The 16,607-nt window shown below is 66.6% G+C and carries 19 protein-coding genes; 7 read left to right on the top strand and 12 right to left on the bottom strand.

Annotated features, from left to right (window positions below; genetic code table 11):
- Window positions 1–93: 93 nt before the first annotated feature.
- The 5 genes from NN4_RS05870 to NN4_RS05890 all read right to left on the bottom strand — a co-directional run bounded on the left by NN4_RS05870 (window position 94) and on the right by NN4_RS05890 (window position 3,597).
- Window positions 94–507: a MerR family transcriptional regulator gene (locus NN4_RS05870; protein ID WP_147128914.1), complete on the bottom strand. Its 414-nt coding sequence runs from the start codon at window positions 505–507 to the stop codon at window positions 94–96.
- Window positions 500–832, bottom strand: a complete 333-nt coding sequence (locus NN4_RS05875; protein WP_147128915.1) for a hypothetical protein — start codon at window positions 830–832, stop codon at window positions 500–502. Before NN4_RS05875 ends, NN4_RS05870 begins: the two co-directional genes overlap by 8 nt.
- A 62-nt stretch (window positions 833–894) precedes the next feature.
- Window positions 895–1,893, bottom strand: coding sequence for a DUF8176 domain-containing protein (locus NN4_RS05880; protein WP_147128916.1), 999 nt, complete (start codon window positions 1,891–1,893; stop codon window positions 895–897).
- Window positions 1,880–3,214, bottom strand: coding sequence for a hypothetical protein (locus tag NN4_RS05885; RefSeq protein WP_246180724.1), 1,335 nt, complete (start codon window positions 3,212–3,214; stop codon window positions 1,880–1,882). Before NN4_RS05885 ends, NN4_RS05880 begins: the two co-directional genes overlap by 14 nt.
- A 59-nt stretch (window positions 3,215–3,273) precedes the next feature.
- Complete coding sequence (locus NN4_RS05890) at window positions 3,274–3,597, bottom strand: hypothetical protein (protein WP_107654702.1); 324 nt, start codon at window positions 3,595–3,597, stop codon at window positions 3,274–3,276.
- 437 nt (window positions 3,598–4,034) lie between these two features.
- Here NN4_RS05890 and NN4_RS05895 point away from each other — a divergent pair, with 437 nt between their 5' ends.
- From NN4_RS05895 to NN4_RS05905, 3 genes are all read left to right on the top strand, one after another.
- Window positions 4,035–4,766, top strand: a complete 732-nt coding sequence (locus NN4_RS05895; RefSeq protein ID WP_246180725.1) for an ABC transporter permease — start codon at window positions 4,035–4,037, stop codon at window positions 4,764–4,766.
- On the top strand, window positions 4,759–5,586 hold the full coding sequence (locus NN4_RS05900) for an ABC transporter permease (RefSeq protein ID WP_246180726.1): 828 nt from the start codon (window positions 4,759–4,761) through the stop codon (window positions 5,584–5,586). The genes NN4_RS05895 and NN4_RS05900 overlap by 8 nt, the downstream gene beginning before the upstream one ends.
- A 127-nt stretch (window positions 5,587–5,713) precedes the next feature.
- Window positions 5,714–6,577, top strand: a complete 864-nt coding sequence (locus NN4_RS05905; RefSeq protein ID WP_371865623.1) for an ABC transporter ATP-binding protein — start codon at window positions 5,714–5,716, stop codon at window positions 6,575–6,577.
- A gap of 36 nt (window positions 6,578–6,613) precedes the next feature.
- On the opposite strand, the gene NN4_RS05910 is transcribed toward NN4_RS05905, so the two are convergent.
- Together NN4_RS05910 and NN4_RS05915 are read right to left on the bottom strand one after the other, a co-directional pair.
- On the bottom strand, window positions 6,614–7,321 hold the full coding sequence (locus tag NN4_RS05910; protein ID WP_147128920.1) for a DUF4389 domain-containing protein: 708 nt from the start codon (window positions 7,319–7,321) through the stop codon (window positions 6,614–6,616).
- 193 nt (window positions 7,322–7,514) lie between these two features.
- The gene (locus NN4_RS05915; protein WP_246180727.1) at window positions 7,515–9,572 is read right to left on the bottom strand and encodes a CocE/NonD family hydrolase; all 2,058 of its coding nucleotides are present in this window, start codon (window positions 9,570–9,572) and stop codon (window positions 7,515–7,517) included.
- 131 nt (window positions 9,573–9,703) lie between these two features.
- Here NN4_RS05915 and NN4_RS05920 point away from each other — a divergent pair, with 131 nt between their 5' ends.
- Complete coding sequence (locus NN4_RS05920; protein WP_147128921.1) at window positions 9,704–10,366, top strand: TetR/AcrR family transcriptional regulator; 663 nt, start codon at window positions 9,704–9,706, stop codon at window positions 10,364–10,366.
- Here the strand turns inward: NN4_RS05920 and NN4_RS05925 are convergent.
- A complete protein-coding gene (locus NN4_RS05925; RefSeq protein ID WP_228542196.1) occupies window positions 10,363–10,689 on the bottom strand; it encodes a hypothetical protein in 327 nt (108 codons plus the stop codon). The genes NN4_RS05920 and NN4_RS05925 overlap by 4 nt on opposite strands.
- A 388-nt stretch (window positions 10,690–11,077) precedes the next feature.
- Between NN4_RS05925 and NN4_RS05930 the strand changes: the two genes are divergently transcribed.
- On the top strand, window positions 11,078–11,611 hold the full coding sequence (locus tag NN4_RS05930) for a DUF4254 domain-containing protein (RefSeq protein ID WP_147128922.1): 534 nt from the start codon (window positions 11,078–11,080) through the stop codon (window positions 11,609–11,611).
- On the opposite strand, the gene NN4_RS05935 is transcribed toward NN4_RS05930, so the two are convergent.
- From NN4_RS05935 to NN4_RS05945, 3 genes are read right to left on the bottom strand one after another with little or no spacing between them, the layout of a single operon-like run.
- Window positions 11,612–11,929 (bottom strand): hypothetical protein, encoded by a 318-nt coding sequence (locus NN4_RS05935; protein WP_147128923.1) that lies wholly within the window; start codon window positions 11,927–11,929, stop codon window positions 11,612–11,614.
- Entirely contained in the window at window positions 11,930–13,078 is a 1,149-nt protein-coding gene (locus NN4_RS05940) for a fatty acid desaturase family protein (RefSeq protein ID WP_147128924.1), read from the bottom strand.
- A gap of 22 nt (window positions 13,079–13,100) precedes the next feature.
- Complete coding sequence (locus NN4_RS05945; RefSeq protein WP_147128925.1) at window positions 13,101–14,216, bottom strand: ferredoxin reductase; 1,116 nt, start codon at window positions 14,214–14,216, stop codon at window positions 13,101–13,103.
- Between the two features lie 192 nt (window positions 14,217–14,408).
- Between NN4_RS05945 and NN4_RS05950 the strand changes: the two genes are divergently transcribed.
- Both NN4_RS05950 and NN4_RS05955 read left to right on the top strand, forming a co-directional pair.
- On the top strand, window positions 14,409–15,029 hold the full coding sequence (locus tag NN4_RS05950) for a TetR family transcriptional regulator (RefSeq protein WP_147128926.1): 621 nt from the start codon (window positions 14,409–14,411) through the stop codon (window positions 15,027–15,029).
- 116 nt (window positions 15,030–15,145) lie between these two features.
- Window positions 15,146–15,736: a hypothetical protein gene (locus tag NN4_RS05955; RefSeq protein WP_147128927.1), complete on the top strand. Its 591-nt coding sequence runs from the start codon at window positions 15,146–15,148 to the stop codon at window positions 15,734–15,736.
- Between the two features lie 34 nt (window positions 15,737–15,770).
- Here NN4_RS05955 and NN4_RS05960 read toward each other — a convergent pair whose 3' ends face one another.
- A complete protein-coding gene (locus NN4_RS05960; RefSeq protein WP_147128928.1) occupies window positions 15,771–16,529 on the bottom strand; it encodes an SDR family NAD(P)-dependent oxidoreductase in 759 nt (252 codons plus the stop codon).
- Between the last annotated feature and the right edge of the window lie 78 nt (window positions 16,530–16,607).

Here is a 16,607-nt window from a genome sequence, read left to right on the forward strand (position 1 = left end):
TTCGTCATCGAATCGAGAAATAAAAACTATCCGAGGTACGCACCACCTTCGCAGAGAGCGGGCTGTCGAACAAGAGCCGGGCGGCCCTCGAGTTCAACGGCGATTGTCGTTGGGGCCGAACGGCATCGGGCAATACGGGGACTCCGCGCAGGTGGACAAGTCGGAGCAGCCCGCGACGAGCGCCGCTTGCAATGTTGTCTTGATCTCGGTCAGCTCGGCGAGTTTCGCGTCCACTTCGGCCAGTTTCGCGGCGGCACGGGTCGGTAGGTCGGCGCCGGTTCGGGTGCCCTCGAGCAGATCGGCGACCTCCTCGAGCCGGAAACCGAGCCGCTGGGCGGTCTTGATGATGCGCAGCGTCGTCACCGTCTCCGGTGGATACATTCGATGGCCGCCCAGCGATCGATCGGGATCGTGCAGCAATCCGCGGCGCTCGTAATAACGCAGGGTCTGCACATTCACTCCGGCCGCCGCGGCGACCTGCCCCGTTCGTAAAGCCTTGTCATTCATCTATTCGCGCCCTTGCCCGCTCCGTGAGCGCATCGAGGACCTCGACCTGGCTGTCGGGAACGCCGATCCGCATGACCACATCATCGCCCACCGTGGTGAACGCGAAGTCGAAAAACGAACAGCACTCGGATTCGCGGGCGGCCAGATCCCGGCCGAGTTCTTCGGCGTCGGAAACAATCAGCAGATCGAGCCGGGTGGGGCGTACCCGGCGCACCTCCCGCACCGATTCCGCGAAGAACCGATCGAACTCCGCGGTGCGCAAGGGCTGTTCGGCGGTCGGCAACGTGCACGACTCGGCGGCCCAGTTTTCTGAATTATCGATCATAAAGCCACGGTAAGTCCGTACCACGGTACCGATTGCCACCCTTGATATCGCGCCCGGACGAGTCAGCCCGAAGCGATCGCGGTGATGAGTGTGCGGGACGCGATGGTGCGGGTGGTGATGAGCTGAGTGAAGGTCTTGGGTTGCTCGCCGGGGTACTGCTGGGTGAGCTTGACCTCCCAGTGCGCCAAGCCGTCATCGCCGTCGCGAGTCCGGGTGATCTGCACGCAGTAGCGGGTACCGACCGGAATCTGGTTGATGCCGCGCTGGATCTGCTCGGCGGGCGACACGATGGCGTTGTCGGCGACCACCGCGCGCGCCCGGTAGCCGGAGCGTTCCACGTAGTAGGCGTATTCGAAGGCGAGGATGGCGTCCGGACCGTTGGCGGTGCCGCCGGGGTCGGTGCCGGAGACGGAGTCGGCGGTGCGCTTCTGCTCGCACCCCTGGGTCGCGATCGCCGCGGGCTGTGCGGGCACCGTTGTCGCTGTGGTGGTGGCGGTTCCGGTGGTACCGCGGGCGGGGATCGTACCGGTCTCCTCGGCCGCGGGCGTGTCGGTGCCGAACCCGTGCACGGCGGTGTACAGGATCGAGACGACCGCGATCGCGACACCGAGCACGATCAGGACCGCGAGCACCTTGTTGCCGCCACGCGGCTGCTCGCGACGCCGGGTGGGGTGGCGCAGCGGGACGCCGGGGTGGATGCCGGACCGGTTGATGATCGCGGGCGGCGGATTGACGTTGTCCGCCGGGCCTTCGGCGGTGAACTCGTCGACGCGTGTGCGCCGCCGGTCCGGCTCGACCGGCGGTGGCTGCGACGGCTCGACCACCGCGGGCTGCGGGTCGAGCCAGTGCTCCCAGTCGCCGGTTCGCCGGGGCCGCTCCGGGGTTGGTGGCTCGGACACGGCGACCTCCGGATCTCGGCGACGCACCGGTGCGCGGCGGCCGGACGGGCGCCGCCGCCGTCGCGCCTTACCGGTGGGTGTGCGCAGCATGGGCAAGCCCATGTCGAACGGATTGCCCTGCCCCTCTTGCCGACCCGGTGCGTTCGGGTCAGAGGGTGTCATCGTCGTAGTCGCCGAGGACCGGGGTCACGGCGACCGCGGCCGTCGGCACGGTGACGCCGAGCTGGCCGTCCTTGGGCTTGTGTTCCTGGTCGTCCGGGCGTGGCGGCGGCGGCAACGCCACGCCACCGCCGGTGCCCGGATGGCTCTGCTGATCCGGGTTGCCCGACCGCGACGGTGCATCCACCGGGGCCTGCGCTTGCGGCGCCGGAGCGGGCGCGGGCCTGGACTCCGGTGCCGGTGGTGGTGGCGCCTCGACCTTCGCCGACGGCGCGGAGCCGTGCTGCGCGGGCGGGATCACCGTGCCGGGGCCGGTCGGAGATGACGGAGTGGACGGGCGTGCGCCAGCGCCGAAGTCGAACAGCTTCGGCGAGGCGCTCGAGTTCGGCGTACCGCTCGACTGATCCGCAGCGGTGCTGCCCGGGCGGATCGCCTCCTGCACGGCCTTGTCCGCGCCGGCCGCCACGGTGTCGATGGCGTGCGTGCCGACCTCGGCGACCTTGTCGACGATGTGCGTGCCGACGCCGGCGATCTTGTCGATGATGTTCGTGCCGATGTCGACGCCCGCGTTGATGGCGGCGGTACCGAGTTGCACGCCCGCATTGATGAGTTGCTGTTGCAGCTGGAGTTGGGCGGCCAGCGCCGGATCCGCGGGCTGTGTGGTGCCGCCGATGCCGGGCGCCACGGCGCCCGGGACGGTGGTGCCGGGGACGAATTGGCTTGTGCCGCCAGGGATGAACTGGCTCGTGGTGCTCGGCTGCGCGGCGGTGACGCCGGACGGCTGGGTGACGGTGAGCGGTCCCATCCGGTCCAGTCGCCTGCTGTGGTCGTCCATCTCGGTTTGCGCGACGTTGACCGTGGTGAGCGCGTCGCGCAGCGCCTGGGTGGCCCGCGCGATCACGGCGTCGGTGTCCGGGGCGGCGGTGGCGTTGCCGAGGATCTGGCGTGCGTCGCGCCGGAAGTCGGCGATGATCTGGTCCACCGTCCGCGCGGCGCGGGCGCTGGTGGCGTGCGCGTCGCCGAGCACGCTGAGATACGCCGGTCCCCGGTCGGAGATTTCGCCGATCTCGGTCTGTGTGGTGCGCAGTGCGGGTACCGCGGCGTCGGCGCCGCGGGAGGTCCACGTCGATTCGAGCGCGTGCAGGCCGTCGCGGTGCGGGCCTTCCACATCGGCGGCCTGGGTGGAGGCGGCCGACAGCGCGCTCGTCGCGGTCTGATTCGGGGTACCGACACCCGTGCCGAGGCTGGCACGCAACTGGAGCAGCGGGCGCACCAGCGCGGCGACGATCGGCGGGTCCACGTTCGGATCCTGGTACGTGGTCACGGGCGCGACGGTATCGGCCGGGGCGGCTTGGGACCGCCTGCGTAGTCCGGTCAGGCTTCTCATGTCAGCGTCTCCCCGGTCCGGGTGATGGCACCCGCGGTGTCGGTATCGATGCCCTGCATGTCCGAGGTGTAGCCGCGCAGGATCTGACCGTAGGTGCCGACGAGTTGTCCTGCGGTGGACAGCGCCTGGGCGTGTTCGGATACCGCCGTGGCGAACCGCGCCGCGAAATCTGCGCCGACCAGCCCCAGGTCGGCGGCCAGCTGGTCTTGATTCACCGCCCCGGAGGCGACCGCGGCCGCCGAGGCCAACTGTTGGGAGACCGCGTCCGCGATCGCGGTGTAAGCGGCCACCGCCGCCGGATCCAGCTTCAGCGTGTCCACCGTTCCCCTCCCGGGTTCCCAGTCTTTCGCTACCGCGACATGATTCGATGACAAGCCTACTGCGCGACCTGGACACCCTGCGTCCGATCGTCGCTAGTCCGTTCCGCCTGAGTATGGCAACCAACGGGCACGCTGTCATGCGCTGGCGCAGCCGCCGACTCGACGGCGCGTCCGAATTCCCGCGCTATGTGCGATTCTTCCGGTGCGGGCGGCGCATCCGGACCTGCGCTGCGGAGTCGGCCGATGCAGCACTTTTACGGAAGAATCCGGAAGCTCTTCCACGCTGTCGTCGGCTGGCTTAGGCTTGACTCTTTGTGCGCGACAGAGCAGGCGGGGACGGAGGGCTCGGCGCGACCCGGCATCCATGGCGCGCCGTCGCGGTCTACACGCAGCTCGCGCGCGCGGGTTTCCGACGGCAGTCACAATACCGGCTGGCGATGTTCGCAGGCCTTTTCACCAACTGCGTGTTCGGCTTCGTGCGCGCGGCGGTGATGCTGGCGGCCGTGCGCGCCGCCGGCGATTTCGGCGGCTACGACGAAGGTTCCATCGGCGCGTACGTGTGGCTCTCGCAGGGGTTGCTCGGCGCGATGCAGTTCATGGGTCCACCCCTGGACCTGGCCGATCGGGTCCGCAACGGCGACATCGCGATCGATTTCCTGCGCCCGGTGGACGTCCAGTTCGGTTATCTCGCCGGCGATCTCGGCCGGGCGGCCGCCACCATGCTGCCGCGCGGAGTGCCGAGCGTGCTGATCGGCGTGCTCACCTTCGGGCTCGTCATGCCGAGCACACCCGGCCCGTATCTGCTCGGCGCGGTGAGCGTGCTGCTCGCCGTGGCCCTGTCGTTCCTCTGTCTGTTCGGCGTCGCGCTGATCGGATTCTGGGTGGTCGAGACCCGCGGCATCCGCGTGCTGTATCAGGTCGCCGGCACGTTTCTCGCCGGACTGTTTGTGCCGGTGCACATGTTCCCTGCGTGGCTGCGCACCGTCGCGCAGGCGACGCCGTTCCCCTCGATCCTGCAAGCGCCGATCGACGTGCTGTCCGGCCGGATCACCGGCATGGCGGCGGTGAGTGTGGTTGCCGTGCAAGTGTTCTGGGTGCTTGTCGTGGGCGGCACGGGCCGGGTACTGCTGGCGGCCGGGCGGCGCAAATTGGAGGTGCAGGGTGGTTGAGCCGAGCACCGTGCGGACCGGGACCTGGGCCACCCCGTACGCGGCGGTGTTGCGCTCGCGGATCCGCGCCCAGCAGTCCTACCGGCTGTCGTTCGCCAGCGAGGTTTTCAGCGCGTTCCTGATCGGTCTGGTCGAGTTCGCCGAGGTGTGGGTGATCTTCCACAACGTCAGAGTGCTCGGCGGCCTCGATCTGAACGCCGCCCTGCTGCTGTTCGGGTTCGGGCAGTCGACGTTCGCGTTGGCTCAGGTGGTCTTCGGTCATCTGGACACCCTCCCGACGCTGATTCGGATGGGTCAGCTCGACGCCTATCATCTGCGCCCGCAGCCGCTACTCCTTCAGCTCATCACCAGCGACATCTCACTGCGCCGCTTCGCCCGAGCCGCCGTCGCGCTCGTGGTGCTCGGATTCGGGCTGCTGCGCAACGACATCGACTGGAGCCCGGCCACCGTTCTCTTGGTGCTGCTCACCCTGGTCAGCGGTATCGCATTGTTCGGTGGCGTTTTCGTGTGCGCGGCCGGCTTGCAGTTCTTCCTGATCGACGGCGCCGAGCTCACCAACAGTTTCACCTACGGCGGCTCGTTCGCCGCGGTGCAACCCGCCACCGTCTTTCCGATCCCACTGCGGCTGCTGTTCGGCTTCGCCATTCCGGTCTGCTTCACCGCCTATCTTCCGACCATCGCCCTGCTGCGGCTGCCCGGTCCCGCGCTGTTGCCCGCGTGGCTGGCCTGGTGGTCCCCGCTGGCGGTGCTCTGGGTGTGGCTGCTGGCCCTGAGTTGCTGGCGGTTCGGTACTCGGCACTATCAGGGAGGCGGCGGATAACGTGGCGGATTCCGGCTTTTCGGACCCGATCATCGACATCGAGGACCTGACCAGACAATTCACCCTGTACCGCAAGGACGGCCGCCGTTGGCGCCGGCGGCGGGAGACGCTCACCGCGGTGGACCGGATGACCTTCCGGATCGAACGCGGCACGGCGGTCGGCTATATCGGTGCCAACGGCGCGGGCAAGTCCACCACCATCAAGATGCTCACCGGCATCCTGGTGCCGACCGCGGGCCGGGTACGCACCTGCGGGCTCGAACCCGTCCGGCAGCGGCGCGAACTCGCCGCCCGAATCGGGGTGGTGTTCGGGCAGCGCTCCCAGCTCTGGTGGGATCTGCCACTGCGCGAATCGTTTTCGATCCTCGCGGCGATCCACCGGCTCGACCCGGACGTCGCGCGCAAGCGCAAGCACGAGCTGATCGAGCAGCTGGAGATGGCCGACACGCTGGACACCCCGGTGCGCCAGCTCTCGCTCGGCCAGCGCATGCGCGCGGAAGTGGCTGCGGCGCTGTTGCACTCGCCCGAACTGGTGATCCTCGACGAGCCGACCATCGGCCTCGACGTGCTGTCCAAGCAGCGCCTGCGCGAGTTCCTGCGCGCCGAACGCGCCGACCGCGGCACCACGCTGCTGCTCACCACGCACGACATGGGCGACATCGAAAGGCTTTGCGGCCGTGTACTCGTGGTGGATCACGGCCGCCTGGTCTACGACGGATCGCTGACCGGGCTGGCCGCCACGGTGGGTGCCAGGCGCGTGCTCGTCGTCGACCTGGCCGAGCCCGCACCGGATATCGACGACCTACCCTGCGCGCAACTGCTGGGCTCCGAGGCCGGCGGGATGCGCCAGCGGCTGGCCTTCGATCCGGAGCAGACCACGGCCGCACAGCTGCTCGCGCTGGTGTCCGACCGGGCCGAGGTGCGCGATCTGTCCATCGAGGAACCGGAGATCGAGGACGTGGTCCGCCGGATATACGAATCCGCCCGCTGAGACAGCGGGCGGATTCGGAGTGGGACTTGTTGGTGTTCAGCCTATTTCGGGATCCCGGGCACCCTGATCGAGCCGGAACGGCGGGTACTCGTCGCGCATGAGGGTGGCGTAGGCCTGCACCCGGATGCTCCACCGGTTGATGCCGACGACGAAGTCGTACACACCCTGCGGGTAGCGCGCGGTGAACAACAGCCCGATCACCGCGACGAGCAGCAGGATGCTGATCAGCGTAACGCCGCTCGCGCCGGACCATCCGTCGTCGTCGCTATACATATAGAACGCCATGCCGCCCGTCGTCATCGCGGCGAGGATCAGATAATGGGGAATGGCGAGCAGCCACCACTTCACCAGCACCAGACCGCGATGCAGCCGCTCCGGATAATCGATCGCGAGATCCGCCGGGTATTCGTCGTTCGGCTGGAGGCTGAACGGCGGATACTTGTCGGTGCCCAGCACGGACAGTGCGTAGAACTCGACCCGCCAGGTCCAGCGCATGACCCCGACATTGAAGTCGAACATCGCCCGCGGATATTTCCCGGTGATCAGAATCGCGAAGAACGCGATCACCGTCACGACGAAGTAGGCGATGTGCAGAAACAACAGCACGATGTAATGCGGGATGGCCAGCAGCCACTTGACCAGCCACATCCACCGCGACAATGCGGGATCCAGATCTCCTCGGACGCGAATCGGATTGACCGGGGTGGCCGGCTTCGCAGTGTAGTCAGCGCTTTGAGGTTCCATGATCGATGCTCCTTTCAGGTGCTTTCGATCCACGCCACAAACCAGGTGCGGAATATCTGCGATTCTCGCGTATTCGACGGCTACCGACGCCACGATCGGGTACCGACACGCCAACAAATAGGTGCACACTAGTTCGGCGCGTCACAGATCCCGCCTTAAACGCCCGATAGGCGGGAACCCATTCTGCCCCTCGTTATCCCAGCGGGCTGCTCAACGGCACATTCACGAAGCTGGGCGCCGACGGGTCGAGCACGAGGTGTTGCGGGGCCACCGCATTCGAGATGCCACCGTCGAACAACATCGGCGGTGCGAGGAAACCACGGGGGAAATTGCTCGCGAAGACGTTGACGCGCAACCGATGTCCGGGCTGTAGCACGGCATCGACCGGGTTGACGGCGACGTCGAGGATGGTCGGCTGCCCCGGCACCAAGGTTTGCCGGTCGGCGAGCGTCAATTTGTACACGGTGTGCGTGTAGTCGCCGTCCGCGTCCTTCTCGCTCTTCGCCTCGTCCACCGCGCGCAGCGAGGCCGCGAGCTGCCCGCTCGCCAGCACCGTCGACTGACCGTTCGGCGCGACATCGTTCACGGTGACCGCCCAGTAGCCCTCGATGTTGTCGTACATCGTGTTGAGGTGCACGGTGATCGGGCCGGACAGCACGGTGGGCTGCTCGACCGGCGCCCCGGTGAAAGTGAGCCCACCGAGCTCGTGGATGCGGTCGTCGCGCCCGCAGAAATTGAGCAGGCCGATGACGCCTGCGGATTCGACCGCCGCGTCCCGCGAGCACAGCGAGGTGAGGCCGGCGACCGGTGAAACCGTCAAACGCGCTGTGCCCTCGGGCGTTCCGGCGGTGAGCGAGCCGTCGTGGACACTGGTCGCGGTCCCGCTGGGGGCGGGCGAGAGATACATGCGCTGGTAGTCCATGCCGGGCCTGGGGAAGGCCGGTGCCGTGGTCCAGCCGCCGCCCTGCTGCCACAGCGCCACCGGCCCGTACTCGTCGATGCCGTTGTCGATGCCCTTGAGCCACTTGTCGTACCAGGCCATCTGGAGCACGTCGAGCCGCGGTGGCCGACCCGGATTACCCAGACCCGAACCAGGATTGAAGTGGTAGGTGTCGCCCATGATCAGCTTCTTGCGTTCCGGCGGCAGCGGGATGTCGGCGAACGACCGAGCACTGGACGAGGCGAAGATGTCCTGCCAGCCGCCGTAGGCGAAGGTCGGTACCTGAATCCGCTCCGGATGGCTGTCGGTGAACGCCGAGCGCAACGAGCTGCCCGGCAGCAGTTGCTCTTTCAGCGGCGCGGGCACCGAATCCACGCTGAGCGACAGGGCCATCAGAATGTAGTCGAAGAACTCCAGCGGTGTGGCCACCCGATCCTGGAGCCATTTCAAGTCCAGGTGGCCGAGCGCTATGCCGACCGGGTCCGGGAAATTCGAGATCAGGTCGACGCCCGCGATGTACAGCGGGCCGAACAACCCCAATCCGCCGCCGGGGAAGGCGACATCGGTGAGGGTGTCGGTGCTGCCCTCGACCGGGAATATCGCTTTGAGCGCAGGCGGATTCTGTTCGGCCGCTTTGAATTGATTGATGCCGGAGTACGAGATGCCGGACATCCCGATATTACCGTCCGACCACGGCTGCTTGCTCGCCCAGTCGATCATTTCGAGGGTGTCCTGACCCTCCCTGCTCTGGAAGAACTGCCAGGCCCCCTGCGAATATCCGGTGCCGCGCACGTCGGCCACGATGTAGGTGTAGCCGTGCTGCACCAGCTTGCGATCGGCGCCGAAGGTCCGCGCGGCGCCGCCGCTGAGCGCCCTGGTCAGGTCGGTGATCGAGTCGAACGGCGTACCGGCGAAGTCGAACCGGTTGACCAGCTCGATCAGCGCGTCGGACAGCACCGGGATGTTGAGGGCGAGATCCGCGATCAGGGACACGAATTTCGTGTACGGGGTGAGGTTGAGGATGGTGGGCAGCGGCTCGGTCACGATGTTGCCCGCGGCATCGACCGGCCGATAGATATTGGCCTTCAACACCGTTCCGTCGCTCATGGTGATCGGCACGTCGAAGTCGATGTGCACCGGCCCGGGGTACTTCGCCGGACCGTCGTGCGCGGCCGTCCACTGCCTGCCGAGCTCACCCCCGTCCGGCGCGGATTCCGCGACCGCGGTGCTCGGCACGACCCACAACGCGGCCATGGTCGCGGCAACCACCAGGACCCCGACCCGACCCAACCCGCGACGAAATGTCCTCATCGACCTCGACCCTTCTGGCTGACCTGCTTAAAAACACTGCCGTACCTATGATGGGTGTGAGAGTAACCGGGACCACATCGAATGGACAAGTATGAGTCAGATCACTGGCACGAGGTGTCTATCCTCAGGGGATGGGACTCGAAGCCGGTGTCGACCGCGGCCGCCTACCACGTGGCACCCACGGCATGGCGCCGGAGGCGGTGGCCCACTCGCAACGCATGCGGATGTATCTGGGGGTGCTGGAGGCGGTCGCCGAACGGGGTTACGCCGCAACGACTGTCGGCGACATCGTGGCCCGCGCGAACGTCTCGCGGCGCACCTTCTACGAGCTGTTCCGCGGCCGGGACGACTGCTTCGCCGAGGCCTTCGAGGCGGCTGTCGGGCTGGTGCTCGGCGAACTCGCAAGCAGCGTGCAGGCCACGCCGCGCAGCGAGTGGCGCGCGCTCATCCGCACCACGCTGGAGACCTACCTGCGCGTCCTGGCCGAGAACGGTATCTACGCCCGCGCGCTGCATATCGAATGCCTGGTCGCCGGGCCGGTCGTCGCCGAGCAGCGCCGTCAGATGAAAACGTTACTGGCGCACCGCATGCACGCGGCTTTTCGCATCGGTCGGGCCGAGGGCGATATCCCGGTGGACATTCCGGCGGAAATATTCGACGCACTCATCGGCGCGGTCGACGATCGAATTCGCGACTGCCTGGAAGGCCCTGGCGCCCAGGCGCTGCCCACCCTGAGTGCACATCTGTACCAGATCACCATGGCGCTGTTCGGCGTTCCGGAGTGGGACGCCTAGCCGGGACCGCTCCCCTGCGCCGAATACAGGCTCACTTCGCCGTCCTCGCTGAGGAACGCGTTGACCAGCATGATGCGCTGGGCCTGCAGATCGTCGGTGGCCGGCGCCTCGGTGGTGATCGAAATCTGCGGTATAGCTGCCCAGTTCACCACGTAACGCTCGGGCGGTCCGTTGTCGTCGGAGAGCCTGGCGAGGCGGAAGACCGACACGGTCTTGCGAACGATGAGCGTGCGCACGACCTCTCCGATTCGCTCGGGGTCTTCCAGCGCGAACATGAACCCGAATGTGAGCTCGGGCGATGACACGTAGGCGGGCACGAACACCGAGGCTAGCGGATGGACCGAGACCGCGCAGCCGCCGCGCCGAACCGGTTGCTGATCGTGCGCCCGTCCATCCTTGTCGGAGATACCGACGGTGCACTCATGTGACCGATCCGTAACGGACCATAACGATTTACAAGCGGCTTTCGGTTTCGTACACCATACTATTGCGCCGATTCGGCAACCGCGCTTTCCTGAAAGAGTCCCGATTATTCGGGCCGTCTTCCTCATCGCATCGTCGCGGATTTCCCGGTTTCTTTGCCGTGCTGGTGGACTATGGGGGTGACGTCCGAGCTCGGGACTGCGCCGGAGCCGAGGGGTGCCCCTCCCCGAAATCCCCCTCGGCCCTGGCGCATCCAGATCGGGATAGATACCGCAGGGGTGTACGCACATGCCGACCGAATACGCACGCGTCCGTATCGGGACAGAAGAACTGCCGCCACCCGCTGAACTCTTGCGCGCCTTCCGCGAACCCGACGATCCGAACCGGCACCGGCACAGCGTGCTCAGCGTCGCCCGGCAACTCGTCGAGTGTCATGAGCGGCGGCACAAGGCAATCGAAGCGGCGCACGCGTCCGACGCCTCACCGGGGCGGGTCGCGGCGTGCACCCAGCGGGTGGAGGACATCGACGGGCAGCGCGCCGAGCTGGTCGGGCAGATCGACGTGTGGGTGGCCGACAATGTCGAGCACCGCGGCGGCGCCTCGCTGCATACCGAGACGCTCGGCGCGGTGATCGATCGAATGGCGGCGAAATGGGTTGCGGCACAACGAGCTCTGCGTCGAGCGCCGCAGCAACGGACCCGCCCGGTGCAGGTGGACGGGGAAGCCCACCTGCAGTGGTGCAGGCTCGCCGAATTGACCGACGGCTACCGCGATCTGGTCACCGACGTCACCGAACACCGGCGCAGGCTGCCGGTGTGGTGATCAGCGGGTCTCGTCGACTCCCGGCTCGACCACCTCGGCGTCGACGAACGGCGTCTCGGTAGCGACCGGCGGCTTCGGCGCCGCGGGTGCCGGATCGTCGGGCTCGAGATCCACCTCCCGCCGCGCCTCGGCGGCATCGCGCCGAGCCGCGGCGGCGGCCTCGTTCATCTCGATCGCGTCGGTCACCCACTCACCGATCTCCTTGGTGACCTCCGCGACGGTGCCCGCGATGATGCTCGCGATATTGCCGACATGTTTGGCGCCCGAGGACGTCAATTCTTGAATGAGGTCCTTGTTGCTTTCGAATTTCCCGATCATTCACACGCCCACTTCGGTTGCCTTTCGCTGACGCATCACGATAACACCGGGAGACGGTTCGCTCTTGACCAAGCTGGGCGGCAGTGCAAGCTTGAAAATTTTCAGCCAGACCGAGCCGATCTGCTTGCTGAACGAGCCGGTGTTGTACGGGAGTCCGTACTTTTCACACAATGCGCGAACCTCCGGCGCGATGTCCGGATAGCGGGCCGCCGGGATGTCCGGGAACAGGTGGTGTTCGATCTGGTGCGACAAATTGCCGGACATGATGTGGAACAGTTTGCTACCGGTGATGTTGGCCGAGCCGAGCATCTGCCGGATGTACCACTCGCCGCGGGTCTCGTCGGCGGTCTCTTCCTCGGTGAACGTCTGTACGCCGGTGGGGAAGTGACCGCAGAAGATGATCGAGTACGCCCAGACGTTGCGGACCAGGTTCGCCGTGACATTGCCGGCCAGCGTGCTGAGGAACAGCGGACCGGTCAGCGCCGGGAAGATCAGGTAGTCCTTCAGCGCCTGCTTGCCCGCCTTGCGGAACTGGCCCGTGACGAGCCGCTTGATGTCGGACCACTTCCGCTTGCCGCGCACGATGTTCTCGACCTCGAGGTCGTGAGCCATCACGCCCCACTCGAACAGCATCATCAGCGCGAAGGCGTACAGCGGCTGAGGGAGGCGCAGCACGTTCCAGGACTGGCTCTCGTCCATCCGCAGGATGGAGTAGCCGATGTCGCGGTCCTTGTTGTGGATGTTGGTGTAGGTGTGGTGGATGTAGTTGTGCGAGTGCTTCCACTGGTCCGCCGGGCAGACCGTATCCCATTCGAAGACACGGGAATTCAGGCCGGGCTCACGCATCCAGTCGTACTGGCCGTGCATGACGTTGTGGCCGATCTCCATGTTGTCCAGGATCTTCGACACGCTCAGCGCGGCGACGGCGGCCAACCAGACCGGCGGCAGGAAGCCGAGATACATCAGGCCGCGCCCGGCGATCTCGAAACCGCGCTGCGCCTTGATGATCGAGTAGAGGTATTCGCGGTCGCGGTCGCCGAGGTCGGCGACCACCTTGGCGCGCAGTTCGTCGAGCGCCTTGCCGAGTTCCTCGATCTGGTCCGGGCTCAGTACCAGCGGGCCGTCTTTGGTTTCGGTCAGGATTGTCATTCGATTAATCCTTTGCTCGGGTTCAGATGTCGATGTCGACGTCGCCCACGGGGGCGTTGATGCAGAGCTGGATGGGCTGATCCGGGTCACTGTCGGTCTCGCCGGTGCGCAGGTTGCGGGTGCAACCGGTGCGCCGAACCGCAGTGCAGGAGAAGCAAATTCCCATCCGGCAGCCGTACTCCGGGGTGAGTCCGGCGGCCTCGGCCTGCTCGAGCAGGGGCGCGCCGCTGTTGTCCGCGGCGACACCGCTGGCCGAGAAGCGCACCTGGCCGAAGGCCTCGTCCGCGTCGACCGGGGTGAGCGAGAGGGTGAATTCCTCGGTGTGCAGCCGATCGTCGAGCTGCTCGGCCTCATAGATCTTGCGCACCGAGTCCATCAGCGACTGCGGGCCGCAGACGTAGGTGTGCGCATCGGCGAACCACGGTGCCACCCGCTCCAATTCGTCGTAGTCGAAGTATCCGCTCGACTTCGCCGTCGCCACGTCGACCCACGGCGCCGAGGAGTCGACGCCGGTGGTGTCGGGACGCCACGGATGGCGCAGCTCGATCCGGAAGTTCGAGTGCCGCTTCGCGATCGCGTCGAGTTCCGCACGGTGCGGAACCACCTTGGGCGATTTCGCGTAGTGCAGGAAGACGACCTCACCCGGGTAGCCCTCGTCGGCCAGGGTGCGCAGCATCGACAGCACCGGCGTGATGCCGCTGCCACCGCTGATCAGCAGCACCCGCTCCGGGCGCGGGTCGGCCAACCGGAAGACACCGGCGGCCTGTTCGAGATCGACCACCATGCCGGGTGTCGCGTTGCGGGCGAGGTACTGCGAGACCAAGCCCTCGGGGTGCGCCTTGACGGTCAGCTGGATGTGCCTGCCTCGGCCGCCCGCCGGGTTCACCGGCGAATAGCAGCGCGTGTGGCGGACACCGTTGATCACCACGCCGATCTGGACGTACTGCCCGGCGGCGTGGCCTTTCCATTGCCGGGTCGGGCGCAGCGTCAGGGTCACCGACCCCGGGACCGAACGGTCGACCCGGATGATCTCGGCGCGCATCTCCCGCGCGGTGAGGGTCGGGCGCACGAGTTCCAGATACCGGTCCAGCGGATGCGGCGTGGTCAGGGTCTGCACCAGGTTGATGAGATCCACCATTCGTTACTCCGTGCCTCGATGTCGGGGCTGTTCGACTTGCAGGAGCCGCGACGTTGCGTTCCAATTTCAGTGCACGTATGTACACTCAACTAGTGTGACTGATGACCGGGGTCTGGTGTCAACCGGCAAAACATGTGACGCGAACAACATCTGGAGATAAGACGAATGGTGAACGGATGTATGCTCACCGTGATGACTGAGCAGGCAGAAACCCGAGGCGAGCGCAAGGAGCGCACGCGACAGGCCCTACTGGACGGCACCCTCGCACTGGCTGCCGACCGCGGCTTCGCGGCGCTGAGCCTGCGTGAGATCGCCCGCTCGGCAGGCATCGTGCCGACCGCTTTCTACCGGCACTTCGCGTCGCTGGACGACCTCGGCGCGCAGCTCGTCGACGACGGCATCACCGCGTTGCGCCTCGCGCTGCGCGAGGTACGGCGCAAACCGGATGCGAGCCTGTCCGACACGGTGCGGTTCGTGTTCGCTCAGGTGGAGCCGAAACGCGAACTGTTCGGCTTCCTCACCCGCGAACGGCACGGCGGGTCCGCGGCACTGCGCAAATCCATCGCGCTGGAACTCCAACTGATCGTCCGCGAACTCGTAGCGGACCTCTCCCGCATCCCGGCCCTGGATTCCTGGAGTCACGCGGACCTGGAGATCGCCGCCGACCTCCTGGTCTCAACAGTCACTGACGGCATCGTCGCCTACATCTCGGCACTGCCCCGCGAACGGGACGCCATCATCGATCGCACGGTGCAGCAGATGCGGTTGATCTCGCTGGGCATGGGCGCGTGGTGGCCGCCGAAGGAGCGGTAGCTGCCGCCTGGCCGCGGCATAGCGGGTTTCGACTTGCCTGATCAGCGGACCTTGCCGCACTGACCGACCAACCCGAATCGCACATGTATAGCCGCTGGCTCTGGGAACCCTTTCCCATGACAATGGCGGCCGAGGACATCGCGCGAGGTTCCCAGTTCGTCGACTACATCGGTCTGTTCGTGCCTGCGGGGGTCGTCACCGGAGCGCTGATCGCGGCGTTGGTCGCGTGGTGGAACGAGCGAAGATCGCCCCTGGACGAGCTCGAGTCCCTCATCGAGATCCGCAAAAGCTGGCCGGCGAGTCTCAGCGGCGTCGAAGCCGTCGACTACGAGATCGGCAGGCAACTGGCCAAGTTGCGCATCGCCGCCAATGCCGCCTACCTACCCAGCCACCGACTGAAGGTGGACACCGGCCTGGCGGCCGTGCAAGAAGCGTGGCGGCGCCGACGACGAACGACCCGCAGACTCGCCTTCTGGCTGACGATCGCCGTCATCGGCATCGGCACCAACATCTTTTGGTCCGACCGGGATCCCGAGGAGCCGCTGAACGAACGCATGATCATCGCCATGCTGGCCGGGGTGGTAGCCGGCTTCACCTTCACGTTGACCTACGAGATCTGGGATCGCCTGCGCGACAAGGCCGCCCGTGCAGAGTGGCGAAACGACATGAAGGTGCTCCGTGACACGCTGACCAATAAAGACCTATGACGCTGACCCCCACGCACAGCGCCATAGGTCCGTGCTATCGAGCCTCCGGGTCCGGCGCGAGCACTGACCGACCACCGTCGACCGGAAGTACCGCACCGTTGACGAAAGCTGCGTCGTCCGACAACAGAAATGCCGCCGCCGCGGCGATTTCCGCCGTAGTCGCGACGCGGCCGAGCGGATGGAGTTCCGCCATCTGCTGCTCGACCCGCTCGGCAGACGAACTGTCCAGTCCTGCGAGAAATTCCGCGTAGCGTTCGGTTGCAACGGACCCGGGCGCGACGGCATTCACTCGAATCCTTCGCGGCCCGTACTCCACTGCCAGCGCGCGAGTCAGCCCTTCGATCGCGGCCTTGGCGGTGCTGTACGGCAGCGCGCCCGGCACTGCTCGCTGCGCTTGATGCGACGTGATGTTGACTATCGCACCGGCGGTTTCGGCCCGCAGGAAGCGGCGCACGGCGGTTGTACAGCCGACCACCGCGGGAGCCAGATTCGCAGTGATCAGTTCCACGACACGCTCAGCTGAGTCGGAATGCACTGAGGCATCGCGAAATACGGCCGCATTGTTCACCCATCCGGTCAGCGTGCCGAACTGTTGAGCGAGATCAGCGGCTTGCTCAGCTATCTCCGCTGCGGCGGCATCGCCGGTAAGCGGAATCACCCGGTCGCCCGCCCATGCCAGAGCTTCATGGTCACGTTCGACGGCTACGACGATGTTGTCCGCGCCGAGCAGGCGTTCCACAATCCCGCGCCCTATCCCCCGGCCGCCCCCGGTCACCACATACGAAAGTGCCATGCGACCGATGCTAGACAGAGCTGACGGAAAGCTGTTCCCAGCTCGGCGGGTTCAAGCGTTCTCCCCCGGCGGCTTTTG

It is taken from the genome of Nocardia ninae NBRC 108245, from assembly GCF_007990755.1.
Classification (GTDB): Bacteria; Actinomycetota; Actinomycetes; order Mycobacteriales; family Mycobacteriaceae; genus Nocardia; species Nocardia ninae.